Source organism: Rhodanobacter sp. BL-MT-08 (assembly GCF_054161255.1).
Window position 1 is genome coordinate 2594379 of sequence record NZ_CP167872.1, and the last position, 17115, is coordinate 2611493.

A 17115-nucleotide genomic window follows, 5' to 3' on the forward strand; every position below is an offset into this window, starting at 1 on the left:
AGCGGTCGCTGCATCCGTCACACCATCGCCGTACCCTGCTACCTGTCAGTTTGAGGATCGCATCGCACATGTCAGCGCAACCCGGCACCATCGCGCCTCCCATGGTCGTGGAGCAACGTACGCGGCGCGACGCGCGGCAGGAACTGTTTTTTCGCTGGCTGCTCAAGAGCTGCGCCCTGCTCGTGCTCGCTTCCCTGCTCGGCGCGGCGTTCGCCACCCTGTGGGGCGGCCGCGAAGCCTTCGCCAAGTTCGGCTGGCACTTCCTGATAAGCACGGCCTGGGACCCTGGCAACGACGTCTACGGCGCTCTGGTTCCGGTCTACGGCACCATCGTCACCTCACTGATTGCACTGCTGATCGCCGTACCGGTGAGCTTTGGCATTGCGCTTTATCTTTCCGAGGTGGCGCCCTCCTGGCTGCGCACGCCGGTATCGTCGGCGATCGAACTGCTGGCGGGCATTCCCTCGATCATTTACGGCATGTGGGGACTGTTCGTCTTCGCGCCGTTTTTTTCCGCGCACATCAAGCCGTGGCTGACCAGCAACCTGGGTAACAAGCCCGATGACGGCAAGGTGTCGTGGGTGGCGCAGCACGTGCCCTTCATCGGCAAGCTGTTTGCTAGCGATTATCCTTTCGGCGCCAGCATCCTGGTCGCCGGCATCGTGCTGGCGATCATGATCATTCCGTTCATTTCGTCGGTGATGCGCGAAGTGTTCCAGACCGTGCCGACACGGCTGAAAGAGTCCGCCTACGCTTTAGGTTCTAGCACCTGGGAAGTGTCGTGGGACATCGTTCTGCCCTATACGCGATCGGCCGTCATCGGCGGCATCTTTCTGGGCCTTGGCCGCGCGCTCGGCGAAACCATGGCGGTGGCCTTCATCATCGGCAACTCGATGGCGTTTTCGGCGTCGCTGCTCGACCCGGGCACCTCGATCGCCTCGACCATCGCCAATCAGTTCAGCGAGGCCAGCGGACTGCAGAAATCCTCGCTGATGGCGCTGGCATTCCTGCTGTTCGTGGTCACCTTTATCGTGCTGCTCATCGCCCGGCTGATGCTTAGCCAGCTCAAGCGCAAGGAAGGCAACTGATGAGCTCGATCTATCTGCGTCGGCGCGTCACCAATTGGATCGCCATGAGCCTGAGCGCCGTGGCCACACTGATCGGGCTGGTGTTTCTCGCCTGGATCCTCTGGGAAACGCTGCGCCAGGGCATCAGCGCGCTGAACTTCAAGCTGTTCACCAGCATTACCGCCAACGGCGAGGACGGCGGCCTGGCCAATGCGATGGTCGGCAGCCTGATCATCAATTTTATGGGCATCGCCATCGCCACGCCGATCGGCGTGATGGCGGGCACCTGGCTTGCCGAATACGCCAACCGCACCAAGCTTGGCGAGACGATCCGCTTCCTCAACGACATCCTGCTGTCGGCACCGTCGATTGTTATGGGCCTGTTTGTCTACACCATCATCGTGCTGCCCAGCACGGTGCTGACCCACGGTTCGACGACCTTCTCCGGTTTTGCCGGCGGCGTGGCGCTGGCGCTGATTGCACTGCCCGTGATCGTGCGCACCACGGACGAAATGCTGCGACTGGTTCCATCGACGCTGCGCGAAGCGGCGTTGTCGCTCGGCGTGCCGCAGTGGAAGCTCACCATGCAGATTCTCATCCGCGCCGCGCGCTCGGGCATCATCACCGGCGTCCTGCTGGCGCTGGCGCGCATCTCCGGCGAAACCGCGCCGCTGCTGTTCACCGCGTTCGGCAACAACTACATGACGCTGAACCCGATCGAAAAAATGTCCAGCCTGCCGCAGATCATCTACCAGTACGCCAACGATCCGGGCGACAAGATGCATGCGATGGCATGGGCCGGTGCGTTTGTAGTCACCATGTTCGTGCTGCTGCTCAGCCTCGGCTCCCGCCTGATTTTCTCGCGCAACAAGGTTTCCCATGACTGATCCTGCCGTCGTCACCAATGTGGCGCAGACCGCAGCCACTTCGTTGGCCAGCACCAAGATGACGGTGCGCGATCTGCACTTCTACTACAACGGTTTCCATGCGCTGAAAGGCATCAACATGGACATTCCGGAGAAGAAGGTCACCGCCATCATCGGACCTTCCGGCTGCGGCAAGTCGACCCTGCTGCGCATCTTCAACCGGATCTACGCGATCTATCCGAAGCTGGAAGCGAAGGGCGAGATCGTGCTGGACGGCGAGAATATTCTCGACCCCGGTTACTCGATGAACCGCCTGCGCAGCAAGGTCGGCATGGTGTTCCAGAAGCCGGTGCCGTTCCCGATGACGATCTTCGAAAACGTGGCCTACGGCATCCGTCATCACGAAAAGCTGTCCAGGTCGGACATGGAAGGCCGCGTCGAGCAGGCGCTGCGCAGCGCCGCGCTGTGGGACGAGGTGAAGGACAAGCTGAAGCAAAACGCGCTGGGCCTCTCCGGCGGTCAGCAGCAGCGCTTGTGCATCGCCCGCGCGATCGCGCTGAGGCCCGAAGTACTTCTGCTCGACGAGCCGACCTCGGCGCTCGACCCGATCGCCACCAGTCGTATCGAGCAGCTGGTGGAAGAGCTGAAAAGCGAATTCACCATCGTCATCGTGACGCACAACATGCAGCAGGCGGCACGCTGCTCCGACCTCACCGCCTTCATGTACATGGGCGAGCTGATCGAGTTCGACCGTACCGAGAAAATCTTCACCAAACCCGGCAAGAAGCAGACCGAGGATTACATCACCGGTCGGTTCGGCTGAGCGTATAACTGATCCCTCTCCCCTGATGGAGAGGTCGGCGCGAACGGGCAAGCTGCGCGCTCCCCACGTGATGCATGAGAGAACACCTATGAGCAGCACCGGCAAAGAACACATCATCAAGAGCTACGACGGCGAACTGACCCGGCTGACCGGTGAAATCGTGCGCATGGGCGAACTCTCGGTCAGCCAGCTCGAAGCGGCCATCGACGTGATCGACCGCCGCGACGAGCGCGCCGCGCAGCGCGTGGTCGGCAACGACGAGGCCATCGACCAGCTCGAACAGGAAATCAGCCACGACGTGGTGCGCCTGCTGGCGCTGCGCGCGCCAATGGCCGGCGACCTGCGTAACGTGTTTGCCGCTCTGCGCATCGCAGCCGACATCGAACGCATCGGCGACTATGCCGCCAACGTGGCCAAGCGCTCGATCCCGTTGTCGATGGTGGCGCCGGTGGCACCAACGGCCGGACTGAATTACCTTGCCGAGCTGGCGGCCACCGAGGTCCGCGACGTGCTGCTGGCCTACCGCGACCAGGATGCCGAGAAGGCGTATCAGGTGTGGAAGGACGACGCGGAACTCGACGATGCCTACACCGGCTACTTCCGCCAGCTGCTGACCTACATGATGGAAGACCCGCGCAACATCACGCCGTGCACGCATCTGCTGTTCATGGCGAAAAACATCGAACGGATCGGCGACCACGCCACCAATATCGCCGAGAACGTGTGGTTCCAGGTCACCGGCGAACCGCTGAACAAGCAGCGCAACAAGCGCGATTTCACGTCCAACCCCGAGCTGGGCAAGCTGGGCGAATAAACCCTACCAGATAAAAAAGAAGCGCATCACGCGCTTCTTTTTTGTGCAACTGCTGACTGGCCGTCGTTCGTTCTCGCTATGCCTCGATAAAAACTATCGCACGACGTCGCTCACCATATCGGCATGTTCTGACCCTTTTCGCGGGCGCGCTGGCGAAGTCGGGTGCCGTGCACGATGCCGAACACGCCGATGATCACCCAGGCCATTTCCATCAGGAACGCCGGCCAGTTGATCGGCCCCAGGCCGAACACCAGCGAAAGGATCACGCCGATCGCACCAAGCACATTGAGCAGTTGGTAAGCGAGGCCGTTGCCCCGGATCTTGTGTGCCTGCAAAAGAAGATAGGCCAGCAAGACGAAAAAAACGCCGATGTAGCCGACCCAGTCATGCCAATAAAAGTCGCTCATTTCACTGCACTCCGTTGACGCAAGGCCTCGAATAAAACCACACCGGTAGCGACGGAGACGTTAAGGCTTTCCATCGCACCTGGCATCGGAATTTTCGCCACGAAATCGCACAGCTCGCGCGTCAGCCGGCGCATGCCCTCGCCTTCGCTGCCGAGCACGATGGCCACTGGCCCCTTGAAATCGACCGCATAGATCGATGTTTCCGTCTCGCCGTCCAGCCCGGTGATCCACACGCCGGCGTCCTTCAGCTCGCGCAGCGTGCGGGCCAGATTGGTCACCGCAATCAGCGGCACCCGATCGGCGCCGCCGGCCGACGCGCGCCGCACGACCGGCGTCAGACCGACCGCGCGATCCTTGGGCACGATCACCGCGGTGACCTTGGCAGCGGCCGAGCTGCGCAGGCAGGCGCCGAGGTTGTGCGGATCGGTCACGCCATCGAGCACCAGCACCAAGGTGCCGCTGCCGTCGCGCTCCATCAGCGCCGCCAGGTCGTTTTCATGCGCCATCGGCGGCGGCTCGTACAGCGCGGCCACGCCCTGATGGCGCGCCTCACCGGCGAGCTTGTCCAACTGCTCGCGCGGACGATGGTTGACGGTGATCTTCAGCGCCTTCGCGCGCTCGGCCAGTTCGAGCACGCGCGCGTTGCGCTGACCCTGCTCCACCACCAGCTCGCGCACGCGCTCCGCGTCGTTACTCAAAGCGCCTTCGACCGGGTTGATCCCGACGATCCAGCTCTCACTCATGGTTTGCCTTTCGGTTTCGGTTTGCGCGGACCGCGCTTGTTGCGGTTGCCGCCGGATGGCGCCGCGCTGGATGGTGCCGCCGTCGGAGCCTGCGCCGCGCGACCTGAGCGATTCTGCCCCTGCCCTTTACCGCGGCCAGAGCCGCTGCTGGATCGGCTGGGCGATGCATCTGCCGACGCCGAACCGCGCCGCGGACGCTGGCTGGCCTCGGGTTTATTCGACGCGTAGGAGCGGCGCGAGGGCGGATTTTCGTCTGCCACAGTTGGCGCCGGAGCGTCCACCACCACGGGATCCTTGCGGCCGAACGCGCGACCGATGGCTTTGGCAGCGCGGCCGAACATGCCCTGAGGCTTGGCCTCGGCGACCGGCTTTTTCGGCAGCGAATAGCGCTCGCCTGCGGCCGCGTAGTTATAGGCCTTTCCGGCCGCCTGCGCTGGCGCTGCCACGGCACGCGTGGGCACCAGTCGGAAATCGATCTTGCGATCTTCCAGGCTGGCACGCAGCACCTGCACGCGCACATGATCGCCGAGACGAAACTGCGTGCCGGTGCGCTCGCCCTTCAGCAGTTTGCGGATCGCATCGAAGTGGTAGTAATCGTTCGCGAGCTGGCTGATATGCACCAGGCCGGAAACCTTCGACTCGTCCAGCTCCACGAACAGGCCGAACGAGGTGACGCCGGTGACCACGCCCTCGAACTCGCTGCCGATGTGTTTTTCCATCCACGCGCACTTGAAACGCTCGTCGACGTCGCGTTCGGCTTCCTCGGCACGGCGTTCGCGCTGCGAGCAGTGGATCGCCATCGCAGCCATTTCGGCTGGCGTGTAGCTGTAGTCGCTCGGCTTGCGGCCGGTCAGCGCAAATCGGATCGCGCGATGGACCAGCAGGTCGGGATAGCGGCGGATCGGTGAGGTGAAGTGCGCGTACGCCGTCAGCGCCAGGCCGAAGTGGCCGCGATTGTCGGGCTGGTACGCCGCCATGCTCTGCGAGCGCAGCAGCACCGACTGGATCAGCTCGCGCTCGGGACGATCCCTGACCATGCGCAGCACTTCGGAGAAGTCGGCGGGCGTGACCCGATCGATCGACGGCATGCTGAGCTTGAATTCGCGCAGAAACTGCTGCAGGTCCTCGTACTTTTCTGCCGGCGGTGGCTCGTGCGCGCGGAACAGCGCGGGGATTTTCTTTTTCTCCAGATACAGCGCCGCCTGCACGTTGGCCGCGATCATGCACTCCTCGATCAGCTTGTGCGCGTCGTTGCGTTCGGTCGCGCCCATCGACTCGACGCTGCCGGTCTGGTCGAGGCGGAACTTCACTTCCGGCGTCTCGAAATCGATCGCGCCGCGCCGCTTGCGCTGCGCTGCCATGGCCTTGTACAGCGCGTGCAGGTTCTCCAGCTGCGGCAGCACGTCGGCCACTTCCTGCAGCGCCTCTTCCTCGCGCAGTCCCACCGCCTGCCACACCTTGTCGTAGGTCAGCCGCGCGTGGGACAGCATCACCGCATCGTAGAACTTCGACTTGACCACGTTGCCTTCGGCATCGACCTGCATGTCGCAGACCATGCACATCCGCTCGACTTTCGGCATCAGCGAGCAGATGCCGTTGGACAGCGTCTCCGGCAGCATCGGCACCACGAACCCGGGGAAATAAGTCGACGTGCTGCGTTCGTAAGCTTCCCGGTCCAGCGCGCTGCCGATACGCACGTAGTGCGATACGTCGGCAATTGCCACGATCAAACGGAAGCCGCCTCCGCGCTTGGGTTCTGCATAGACAGCATCATCGAAGTCGCGCGCATCGGCGCCGTCGATCGTGACCAGCGGCAGCGAGCGAATATCGGTGCGGCCTTCACGTTCGGCCGCGCTGACCTGCGGTTCGACCTGCGCCGCTTCGCGCAGCACTTCGGCCGGCCATTCGTGCGGCAGGTCGTGGCTGGCAATGGCCATTTCCACCACCAGCGACGGCTGCAGGCGTTCGCCCAGCACCGCCTTGATCACGCCCTTGGGACCACGCTGCGAGGTCGGCGGATCGGTGATCTCGACCACCACGATCTCGCCCGAGGTCGCGCCCTGCTCTTCGCCGGGCTTGATCATCACTTCCTGCAGGATGCGCCGATCGTCCGGCGTCACTGAAGTGACACCGTTCTCGACCACCACACGACCGACCAGTCGCGAGGAACGGCGCTGCAATACTTCTGCAATCGCACCCTGGCGACGACCACGGCGATCGATGCCGACCACGCTGGCGAGCACACGATCGCCGTGCATCACGGCGCGCATCTGCTGCGGCGACAGATAGAGGTCATCACCGCCCGCATCGGGGCGCAGAAAGCCGTAGCCCTCGGCGTTGGCGATCACCAGGCCGGCGATCAGGTCGAGCTTCTGCGTTGGCGCGTAGCCGCCGCGACGTCCCAGTAGCAGCTGTCCATCGCGCACCATCGCGCCGAGCCGCTTGCGCAGCGCTTCGAGATCGGTCTCGTCGTCGATAGCTAATGCCTCGGCGATGCGCGCCTCGGTCAGCAGCTCGCCGCGCTCTTCAAGCAGCGCAAGAATCGCCTCGCGGCTGGGAATGGGACGGTCATACTTCTGCGCCTCGCGCGCCGCGTGCGGATCGCGCACGGCGCCGCCGGATGCTTTGTTGCGAGGAGCCGAAGCACCGCCATTGCGCGGCGCTCGGCCGGCAGGTTTTGCGCGACCTTGGGTCGGGCCGGACTCTTGTCCGTTTCCGGACTGGCCCTTGCCAGACGGGGAGGAAGTTTTTCTAGTCACTAAGTTACCTTGAGTTGTTCGCGGCGCGAAGGATGACACGACGCGATGCATAGGGTGAAAAGTGTTGACAAGCCACCGGCAGGTGCCTACATTACGCGGCTCACGCAGCTTGTACAGCCCAGTGAGACCCTGCCCGGGTGGCGGAATTGGTAGACGCACTAGCTTCAGGTGCTAGCGGGGGCAACTCCGTGGAGGTTCGAGTCCTCTCCCGGGCACCAATTGTAAACGAAGGCCGCCTCACAAGGGCGGCCTTCGTCTTTTGTGGAATCCGACACGATGTCGATCGGCGATACGATACGAGCTCACCATCCACGGAGTTCGCCATGTCACGTCCGCCGCTGCCGCCGTTCACCGAAGCCACCGCCATCCAGAAAGTGCGCATGGCCGAAGACGGATGGAACGGCCGCGACCCGGCCAAGGTCGCGCTGGCTTATACGCCAGACAGCCAGTGGCGCAACCGCGCCGAGTTCATCCACGGCCGCGCGGAGATCGAAGCCTTTCTCACCCGCAAGTGGGCCAAGGAACTCGACTACCGGCTGACCAAGGAACTGTGGACATTCGCCGGCAACCGCATCGCCGTGCGTTTCGCCTACGAATACCACGATGACAGCGGCCAGTGGTTTCGCGCCTACGGCAACGAGAACTGGGAATTCGATGAGGAAGGCCTGATGCGGCGGCGTCTGGCCAGCATCAACGAACACCCGATCAAGGAAGCCGAGCGCAAGTTTCACTGGCCGCTGGGTCGCCGCCCCGATGACGCGCCCGAGCTGAGCGCGCTGGGTCTTTAGAACCGCTCGGCCACACTGTCGCAGCATCGAAGGCGCTAACGAATATCGCGGCGCTGTCCCTGTATAATTGAACGCGTAAACGCATGGTGGGAGAAGCGGATGGCGCCAGACCGGCCACCCGCTGCCGAAGACGCAACGCCCGTAATCGCTCAGGCTCCTGTACCACCACGCGCAAACACTCTGGAGAGACCGGTTCAATCCGGCGCCGAAGGTGCACGAAACGCCACGTTGTCGATATCGACCCTGATATCGACCGCCGCGTTTCCAAACTCTCAGGCAAAAGGACAGAGGGGCGCCCGACGTGCGGCACGGCACGTTGCCTTTGGATGCCTCCAGTCATGAGCCACAAACATTCCCCTTCGCTGCGCGAACTCGAGCATCACCACGCCTTCGTCGAGCGCCATATCGGTCCGAACGATGCCGAGATCGCGCAGATGCTGCACGTCATCGGCCATGAGTCGCTGGAAACGATGACCGACGCTATCGTGCCGGTCTCGATCAAATCATCCGCGCCACTGGCGTTGCCGCAGGCGATCACCGAAGTCGAAGCGCTGGCCAAGATTCGCGCCATCGCCGACAAGAACCAGGTGTTCCGCAGCTTTATCGGTCAGGGCTACTGCGGCACGCACACGCCGAACGTGATCCTGCGCAATATCCTCGAGAATCCGGCCTGGTACACGGCCTACACGCCCTATCAGGCGGAGATCTCGCAGGGCCGCATGGAAGCGCTGATCAACTTTCAGACGCTGTGCGCCGACCTCACCGGTATGGAGATCGCCAACGCATCGTTGCTGGACGAAGCCACCGCCGCCGCCGAGGCGATGACGCTGGCCAAGCGCTCGGGCAAGTCGAAATCCAACGTCTTCTTCGTGTCTCGCGGCGTGCATCCGCAGACGCTGGAAGTGCTGCACACCCGCGCCGAAGCGATGGGCCTGCAGCTGCATATCGGCGATGACGCCGAAGCCGCCAGCGTCGACAGCTTCGGCGTGCTGCTGCAGTACCCCAACACCTTTGGACAAATTCATGACTACAAGGCGCTGGCCGATGCCGCGCACGCGCGCGGCGCGCTCGTCGCGGTGGCCACCGACCTGCTGGCGCTGACCCTGATCGCCGCGCCGGGCGAATGGGGCGCCGACATCGTCGTCGGCAACTCGCAGCGCTTCGGCGTGCCGTTCGGCAACGGCGGCCCGCATGCGGCCTTCATGGCCTGCCGCGACGCGTACAAGCGTTCGATGCCGGGCCGGCTGATCGGCGTGTCCATCGATGCCGAAGGCAAGCCCGCGTATCGGCTCACCCTGCAGACGCGCGAGCAGCACATCCGCCGCGAGAAGGCCACGTCGAATATCTGCACCGCGCAGGTGCTGCTCGCCGTCATGGCCAGCATGTACGCCGTCTATCACGGTCCGGAAGGCCTGACCCGCATTGCCCGTCGCGTGCATCGCCTCAGCGCGATCCTGGCCGGCGCGCTGGGCAAGGCCGGCATCACCGTGGGCCCGGATTTCTTCGACACGCTGCACGTGGTCAACGTCGACGCCGACGCCATCCACGCCAGGGCCGAATCGGCGCGCATCAACCTGCGTCGCATCGACAGCCGGAGCCTCGGCATCAGCCTCGATGAAACCACCACCCGCGAGGATGTGATCGCGCTGGCCAAGCTGTTCGGCGCCGGGGTGGCCATCGATGACATCGACGCGCTGGATGCGGCTACCGACGACGCCCTGCCCGCTGGCCTGCGCCGCACCAGCGCCTTCCTCACGCATCCGGTGTTCAACACGCATCACAGCGAGCACGAACTGCTGCGCTACATGCGCGCGCTGGCCGACAAGGATCTGGCGATGGATCGCACGATGATCCCGCTGGGCAGCTGCACGATGAAGCTCAACGCCACCGCCGAGATGATCCCGGTGACCTGGCCGGAGTTCGGCAACATCCATCCGCTGGCGCCGTCCGCGCAGACGCAGGGCTACACCCAGCTGATCGATACGCTGGAGGCGATGCTGGTCGAATGCACCGGCTACGACGCGGTAAGCCTGCAGCCGAACTCCGGTGCGCAGGGCGAGTACGCCGGCCTGCTGGCGATTCGTGCGTATCACCGCTCGCGCAATGAGGGCCATCGCGACATCTGCCTGATCCCCGAATCCGCCCACGGCACCAATCCGGCCTCCGCGCAGATGTGCGGCATGACCGTGGTGGTGACCCAGTGCGACGCCAACGGCAACGTCGATATCGACGATATCCGCGCCAAGGCCGAAAAATATTCCGACCGTCTTGCCGCGCTGATGATCACCTACCCGTCCACGCACGGCGTATTCGAGGAAGATATCGCGGCGATCTGCGAAGTCGTTCACCAGCACGGCGGCCAGGTCTACACCGACGGCGCCAACATGAATGCCCTGGTCGGCGTGGCCAAGCCCGGCAAGTGGGGCTCGGACGTCTCGCATCTGAATCTGCACAAGACCTTCTGCATCCCACACGGCGGCGGCGGCCCGGGCGTGGGCCCCTGTGCAGTGAAATCGCATCTGGCTCCCTTTTTACCGAAGAAGTTCGGCGAAGAAGGCGCGGTCGGCATGGTTAGCGCGGCCAGCAACGGCTCAGCCTCGATCCTGCCGATCTCGTGGATGTACATCACGCTGATGGGCAGCGAAGGCCTGCGCAAGGCGACCCAGGTCGCCCTGCTCAACGCAAACTATGTGGCCAAGCGGCTGGCGCCGCATTACAAGACGCTCTACACCGGACGCAACGGCCTGGTCGCGCACGAGTGCATCCTCGACCTGCGCCCGCTGAAGGACGCCACCGGCATCGGCGCCGAGGACGTCGCCAAGCGCCTGATCGACTTCGGCTTCCACGCGCCGACGCTGAGCTTCCCGGTCTCTGGCACGCTGATGGTCGAGCCGACCGAAAGCGAATCGCAGCACGAGCTCGACCGCTTCATCGACGCGATGATCCAGATCCGCGAGGAAATCCGCGCCGTCGAGGAAGGCAAGCTCGATCGCGAGGACAACCCGCTCAAGCACGCGCCGCATACCGCAACCGCCGTGTCGGCCAGCGAATGGACGCATGCGTATCCGCGCGAGCTGGCCGCCTTCCCGCTGCCCAGCCTGAAACTGCAGAAGTACTGGTCGCCGGTGGCCCGCGTGGACAATGTCTACGGCGACAAGAACATCATGTGCTCGTGCATCTCCATCGAGGCCTTCAAAGGCGAAATCGAGGCGTTTAGCGAACCGAACGTGATGTAGCACGTCAGATCTTTTGCCATCCAGAGCCCCGCACACGCGGGGCTTTTTTGTGACCAGCGTTGAACGCGCTGTTCGATGGCGTATCCACTTCATCGTTCACACAAGTTCATCGTTCACACAAGCTTGAAGCACGGGCAATTCACTTCCCCGGGCGCACCGTTGATGGACGTCCCCACACCGCCACCGTCGATCGCTTCGGAGAAACCATGGCCAACGCCAAAAAAAATCCCAATGCTTCATCCAGAAAATCTGTCGCCAGCAAGCCGTCTGCAACAAAGTCAAAAGATCAACGCGGCAACGGCGACGAGTTGCATCAGAGCGCCGGTGGCCAGCATCCGCTGCTGACCACAAATCAAGGCCTGCCGCTATCGGATAACCAGAATTCGTTGAAGTCGTCACCGCGCGGTCCGACGCTGCTGGAAGACTTCATCCTGCGCGAAAAGATCACCCATTTCGACCACGAGCGCATCCCCGAGCGCATCGTGCATGCGCGTGGCTCGGCCGCGCACGGCTATTTCGAGCTGACCAAGTCGCTGAAGAAATACACCACCGCAAAAATCCTTACCGAAGTCGGTGAGCGCACGCCGCTGTTCACGCGCTTTTCCACGGTTGCTGGCGGCGCAGGCTCCATCGACACGCCCCGTGATGTGCGCGGATTCGCGGTGAAGTTCTATACCAAGGAGGGCAACTGGGATCTGGTCGGCAACAATATTCCCGTGTTCTTTATCCAGGACGCGATCAAGTTTCCGGACCTCATTCATGCAGTGAAAATGGAGCCGGACCGCGGCTTTCCGCAGGCGGGCTCCGCGCACGACACCTTCTGGGATTTCATTTCGCTGACGCCCGAAGCGATGCACATGATCATGTGGGCGATGTCCGATCGCGCGATTCCGCGCTCGCTGCGCATGATGGAAGGCTTCGGCATCCACAGCTTTCGTCTGCTCGATGCCGATGGCCAGTCGACCTTCGTGAAATTCCACTGGCGGCCCAAGCTCGGCCTGCAGTCCACCGTGTGGGACGAAGCGGTGAAACTCGCCGGTGCCGATCCGGACTTCCATCGCCGCGATCTGTTCGAGTCGATCCAGGCCGGTGAATACCCGGAATGGGAGCTGGCGGTGCAGCTGTTCACCGAGAGAGAGGCCGACGCCTTCCCGTTCGACCACCTCGACCCGACCAAGCTGATTCCGGAGGAACTGGTGCCGCTTACGGTCATCGGTCGCATGGTGCTTGATCGTTACCCCGACAACTTCTTCGCCGAAACCGAACAGGTCGCCTTCTGCCCGTCGCACGTCGTGCCGGGCATCGACTTCTCCAACGACCCGCTGCTGCAGGGTCGCCTGCACTCGTATCTGGATACGCAGCTGTCGCGCCTGGGTTCGCCGAATTTCCATCAGCTGCCGATCAATGCTCCCAAGTGCCCGTTCGCCAACCAGCAGCGCGATGGCCATATGCAGATGCAGGTGCCGAAGGGCCGCGTGAGCTACGAGCCAAGCTCACTTGACCCGACCTCGCCGCGAGAAACCCAGGCAGGTTTTCGCAGCGCCGCGGTGACCGATAGCAATGGCACCAAGGGCCGCGTTCGTCCGGAAAGTTTTGCCGACCACTACAGCCAGGCGCGCCAGTTTTTCCGCAGCCAGACCAAGTACGAGCAGGCGCACATCGCCTCGGCGCTCGTGTTCGAACTGTCCAAGGTGCAAACCCAGCACGTACGTGAGGCTGTGGTCGGCCATCTGCGGCATATCGGCGAAGACCTCGCCCGCCGCGTGGCCGACGGGCTGGGGCTGGACGCGCTCCCCGCGCTGCCGCCCGCGGTGGTGGCGGCGCAGGACGCCAGAGTGTCACCGGCGCTGCAGATCATCGGCAAGATGAAGGACACGCTGAAGGGCCGTACTGTCGGCATTCTCATTCACGACGGCTCCGATGCCGCCGCGATCAAGTCGGTGAAGAAAGCCGTTGAAGCCGCCGGAGGCGGGGTGAAGCTCGTGGCCACTCGCGTGGGCGGCATCAAGCTCAGCGACGGAAAAAGCACCGCGGCCGATGGCCAGCTCGACGGCACACCGTCGCTGATATTCGACGCGGTGGCATTGGTGCTGTCCCCGGCCGCCGGTAAACAGCTGGCCGGCGTGGCAGCCGCCGTGGATTTTGCCCGTGAAGCGTTCGGCCATCTCAAGGCCATTGCCGCCGACGAAGGCGCGCAGACCGTGCTGGCCGCCGGTGGAGTCGGCAAGGATGCGGGCGTGGTCGATGTCGACGACACCAAGGCCTTCATCAAGGCGGCGAAAACCCGCCAGTGGGAGCGCGAAGCCAAGCTGCGCATGCTCGCCTGAGCCTGTAGGGAGGCACAGGCCGCCCGTTGCTGGGGCGGCCCTTTTTTTGTCTTCGACGGCTGTTGATACCGAAGCCGCCGCCGACCGTGACCTACGCCGACGGCGCCTCGAACGATTGCACGATCAGCTGATGCAGCGCATCCGAGCCGTATGGCTTCTGCAGAATACGCGTACGGTCATCCAGATCGATGCCGCTCACCGTATCGTTGCCTGTGGCAAAAATCACCGGGAGATGCGCATTCTTCTCGCGCAGCGCCTTCACCAGGTCGACGCCGGACATGTCGGGCAGGCCGACGTCGGTGAGCAACAGATCGACCGGATGCTCATCGAACGCGCTGATCGCCTGCTCCGCATCACCCGACTCGATCACCTCGTAACCCTTCGCTTCGAGAATATCGACGATGCTGACGCGGATCATCCAGTCGTCTTCGCACACCAGAATGCGCCGTTTGGTGGCGGCCGCGAAGAGCGGCTGGGGAGCGGCAGGGACAGGCGATGACTCCACCTGCATGGCGGCTTTTTCGTTGCGCTGCGCCTGCGCGGCCAGCACCTGGCGCAGCTTTTTCGCCAGCGCCTCGCGCGTGTACGGCTTGGTCAGCAGATCCACGCCTTCGTCGAGGCGCCCACCGTGCACAATGGAATTTTCCGTATAGCCCGAAGTGAACAGCACGGCCAGATGCGGCAGCCGCTCGCGTGCCTTGCGCGCCACTTCGGGACTTTTCAGCGAGCCGGGCATCACGACGTCGGTAAACAGCAGGTCGATCGGAATGCCGCTTTCGATGATGGTGAGCGCGCTCTGTGCGTCGCGCGCCTTGAGTACCCGGTAGCCGAGGTCGGACAACAGCGCCACGACGGTGTCGCGCACGGCGTCATCGTCTTCGGCCACCAGAATGGTTTCCGTACCGCCGGTGACGACGCCCGAATCGTGATCGATGACCACGTCCTCGGTCTGCGCCGAGCGTGGAAGATACAGCTTGATCGTGGTTCCCTGCCCCGGCTCGCTGTAGACCTTGATGTGTCCGCCGGACTGCTTCACGAAACCGTAGACCATCGACAGCCCCAGGCCCGTGCCGTGGCCCTCGGGCTTAGTGGTGAAGAACGGTTCGAACACCTGACCGATGATGTCCTCGGGGATACCGCAGCCGGTATCGGTCACCGCCAGCATCACGTACTGCCCCGGCGCGGCGTCCGGATTGGTCTGCACGTAACGATCGTCGAGCGACGCGTTGCCCGCCTCGATGGTCAGGCGACCGCGGCCGTTCATCGCGTCGCGCGCATTGATCGCCAGGTTGAGGAGCGCGTTTTCCACGTTGGCCGGATCGATCAGCGTATTCCAGAGGCCGCCCGCCACGACCGTTTCGATTTCGATGGCTTCGCCCAGCGCACGGCGCAGCAGGTCGTCGAGATCGCGGATCAGCCGACCCAGGTTCACCACCTTCGGCGCCAGCGGCTGGCGCCGACCGAAAGCCAGCAGCTGCGAGGCCAGCTTCGAGCCGCGCGACACGCCGGCCATCGCGTTGACCACGCGGCGCTCGGCGCGCTCGTTGCCGGCCACGTCGTTGCTGAGCAGCTGGAGATTGCCGCTGATGACCTGCAGCAGGTTGTTGAAGTCGTGCGCGATGCCGCCGGTCAGCTTACCGATCGCTTCCATCTTCTGCGCCTGGCGCAGCTGCTCCTGCGCCAGCGCGAGCGCGTGGGCGTGCTCTTTTTCGCTGCCCACGTCCCGGCCGACCGCGTGGATCAGGCCGTCGTTCGGAAACGCGTTCCACGATATCCAGCAGTAGCTGCCGTCGCGCCGCCGGTAGCGGTTTTCGAACTGCATGGCAACGTGACCTTCCGACATCCGGCCGACTTCGCTACGCGTCGATGCCACGTCGTCGGGATGAATCAGATCGAACAGGTTGCTGCCGATCAGTTCGTCCTCGTGCCATCCAAGAATGCGCGCCCACGCCGGATTGGTGGCCACGATGCGCGCGTCCATCTGCACGATCAGGATCAGATCGATCGACAGCCGCCAGATGCGGTCACGCTCGATCGTGCGAGCCGCCACCTGCTGTTCAAGCGAGGCCGCTATCTCCCGCAGTTCCTGCTCCGCGCGGCGCCGCTCGATCGCCACCCGCGTGCGGTTGGCCACGTCGCGCATGAAAATCAGCTCGGCGTTCGACCACTCGCGCACGCTTTCGTGATTGGTGTAGATGATCGCCACGAAGCCGCCCTGCTCGGTGATCGGCATGTTGACCGCCGCCTGCGCGCTGATGGCTTTGAGCTTGTCCGCATTGCTGGCGGTGCGCGGGTCCTTGTAGGCGTCGGCGAACACCACCGTTTCGCCGCGCTTGAGGTCTTCGATGTACGAGCCGTACTCGCGAAAGCGCAGCGTGCCGGCAATTGTGTGGATGCCCGGAGCATTCCAGTCGCGTTCGATGGTGATGGTTTCGGCGATCGGGTCGATGGTGCCGTAGCCAGCCCGGCTGACGTTGAGCGTGCGGCCGAGAATCTCGGCCGAGGCGTAGGCCAGGTCGGAGGTGTCGTCCAGATCGAACAGCTTGGTGCTCAGCTCGCTGAGCGCCTGATGGCGCAACTCCGCCTGCTGGCGTTCGCTCTCGCTGGCGCTCAAAGCGATCTTGCTTTGCCGATGTTCGGAGATATCGCGGGAAATGCCGACGATCTGGGTGGGCTGCCCCTCGGCCTGAAAGGGTGCCAAGCTCACTTCCCAGCACATCAGCTCGTGCCTGGCGTTGTTGCAGCAGGCTTCGAAGCGCACCGTGCGCCCGGCTGCCGCCTGCTTTACCGCCGCATCGACCCGCTCGCGATCGTGCTCCAGCCACAGATCAACGTAGTGAAGCCCGACAATGTCGTTGACCGAGTCCAGCCGCATCAGCTCGGCACCACGCGCGTTCAAATACAGAATCTGCCCCTCGGCGGAGAGTATTTTCACGCAGTCCGGGCTGGCCGCCAGCATGGCAGACATCACCTCACCGGTGAGCTCAGGGTTCGCATCGTGCATCAAGCCGCTCTCGTCCGATGGGTGTATGGCGACCTAGTCTAACGGGGAGGTCGTCAAACGCCTTTCACATAATTGGGGTTAACCGGGCCGAACGACTCGGCGCAAGCGTGATGGCGAAGGACACGCAGCAGGCACGCGTCCAAGACGCGTGCGGCATTCGCTCCAGACGCCGCTTCGCGGCATGGCTGCTGACAAGAGGCCCCGCACGCGCTGCTGGAACGCACTCATCCATGCCGCCGGTCGTGAAGCCGGTCGTGAAACTGTCACGGCCGCATGGGTTG

The 17115-nt window shown here is 63.6% G+C and carries 11 protein-coding genes, 1 tRNA gene and 1 riboswitch; of the genes, 8 read left to right on the plus strand and 4 right to left on the minus strand.

The window, feature by feature from the left end; translation table 11 throughout:
* Positions 1 to 68: 68 nt before the first annotated feature.
* The 4 genes from pstC to phoU all read left to right on the plus strand — a co-directional run bounded on the left by pstC (position 69) and on the right by phoU (position 3570).
* On the plus strand, positions 69 to 1088 hold the full coding sequence (pstC, locus tag ACDK93_RS11490; protein ID WP_458068734.1) for a phosphate ABC transporter permease subunit PstC: 1020 nt from the start codon (positions 69 to 71) through the stop codon (positions 1086 to 1088).
* A complete protein-coding gene (gene pstA / locus ACDK93_RS11495) occupies positions 1088 to 1954 on the plus strand; it encodes a phosphate ABC transporter permease PstA (RefSeq protein ID WP_458068736.1) in 867 nt (288 codons plus the stop codon). The genes pstC and pstA overlap by 1 nt, the downstream gene beginning before the upstream one ends.
* Before the next feature lie 58 nt (positions 1955 to 2012).
* The gene (gene pstB, locus ACDK93_RS11500) at positions 2013 to 2756 is read left to right on the plus strand and encodes a phosphate ABC transporter ATP-binding protein PstB (RefSeq protein ID WP_458072430.1); all 744 of its coding nucleotides are present in this window, start codon (positions 2013 to 2015) and stop codon (positions 2754 to 2756) included.
* Positions 2757 to 2844: 88 nt separating this feature from the next.
* Positions 2845 to 3570 (plus strand): phosphate signaling complex protein PhoU, encoded by a 726-nt coding sequence (gene phoU, locus ACDK93_RS11505; RefSeq protein ID WP_458068738.1) that lies wholly within the window; start codon positions 2845 to 2847, stop codon positions 3568 to 3570.
* A gap of 110 nt (positions 3571 to 3680) precedes the next feature.
* Here phoU and ACDK93_RS11510 read toward each other — a convergent pair whose 3' ends face one another.
* Genes ACDK93_RS11510 through rnr form a run of 3 tightly spaced genes read right to left on the minus strand, consistent with a single transcriptional unit; the run spans position 3681 to position 7329 of the window.
* Positions 3681 to 3977 (minus strand): CBU_0592 family membrane protein, encoded by a 297-nt coding sequence (locus tag ACDK93_RS11510; protein ID WP_458068739.1) that lies wholly within the window; start codon positions 3975 to 3977, stop codon positions 3681 to 3683.
* Entirely contained in the window at positions 3974 to 4720 is a 747-nt protein-coding gene (gene rlmB / locus ACDK93_RS11515; RefSeq protein WP_458068740.1) for a 23S rRNA (guanosine(2251)-2'-O)-methyltransferase RlmB, read from the minus strand. The genes ACDK93_RS11510 and rlmB overlap by 4 nt, the downstream gene beginning before the upstream one ends.
* Positions 4717 to 7329 (minus strand): ribonuclease R, encoded by a 2613-nt coding sequence (gene rnr, locus ACDK93_RS11520; RefSeq protein ID WP_458068742.1) that lies wholly within the window; start codon positions 7327 to 7329, stop codon positions 4717 to 4719. The genes rlmB and rnr overlap by 4 nt, the downstream gene beginning before the upstream one ends.
* Positions 7330 to 7610: 281 nt before the next feature.
* Here rnr and ACDK93_RS11525 point away from each other — a divergent pair.
* From ACDK93_RS11525 to ACDK93_RS11540, 4 genes are all read left to right on the plus strand, one after another.
* Positions 7611 to 7697 (plus strand) — tRNA-Leu (locus tag ACDK93_RS11525).
* 105 nt (positions 7698 to 7802) lie between these two features.
* Positions 7803 to 8267: a nuclear transport factor 2 family protein gene (locus ACDK93_RS11530; RefSeq protein WP_458068743.1), complete on the plus strand. Its 465-nt coding sequence runs from the start codon at positions 7803 to 7805 to the stop codon at positions 8265 to 8267.
* A 170-nt stretch (positions 8268 to 8437) separates the two neighbouring features.
* Positions 8438 to 8565: riboswitch (glycine riboswitch) on the plus strand.
* 40 nt (positions 8566 to 8605) lie between these two features.
* The gene (gene gcvP, locus ACDK93_RS11535) at positions 8606 to 11503 is read left to right on the plus strand and encodes an aminomethyl-transferring glycine dehydrogenase (protein WP_458068744.1); all 2898 of its coding nucleotides are present in this window, start codon (positions 8606 to 8608) and stop codon (positions 11501 to 11503) included.
* A gap of 206 nt (positions 11504 to 11709) precedes the next feature.
* On the plus strand, positions 11710 to 13830 hold the full coding sequence (locus tag ACDK93_RS11540; protein WP_458068746.1) for a catalase: 2121 nt from the start codon (positions 11710 to 11712) through the stop codon (positions 13828 to 13830).
* A gap of 91 nt (positions 13831 to 13921) precedes the next feature.
* Here the strand turns inward: ACDK93_RS11540 and ACDK93_RS11545 are convergent, their stop codons facing one another.
* Entirely contained in the window at positions 13922 to 16834 is a 2913-nt protein-coding gene (locus ACDK93_RS11545) for a response regulator (RefSeq protein WP_458068748.1), read from the minus strand.
* Positions 16835 to 17115: the final 281 nt, after the last annotated feature.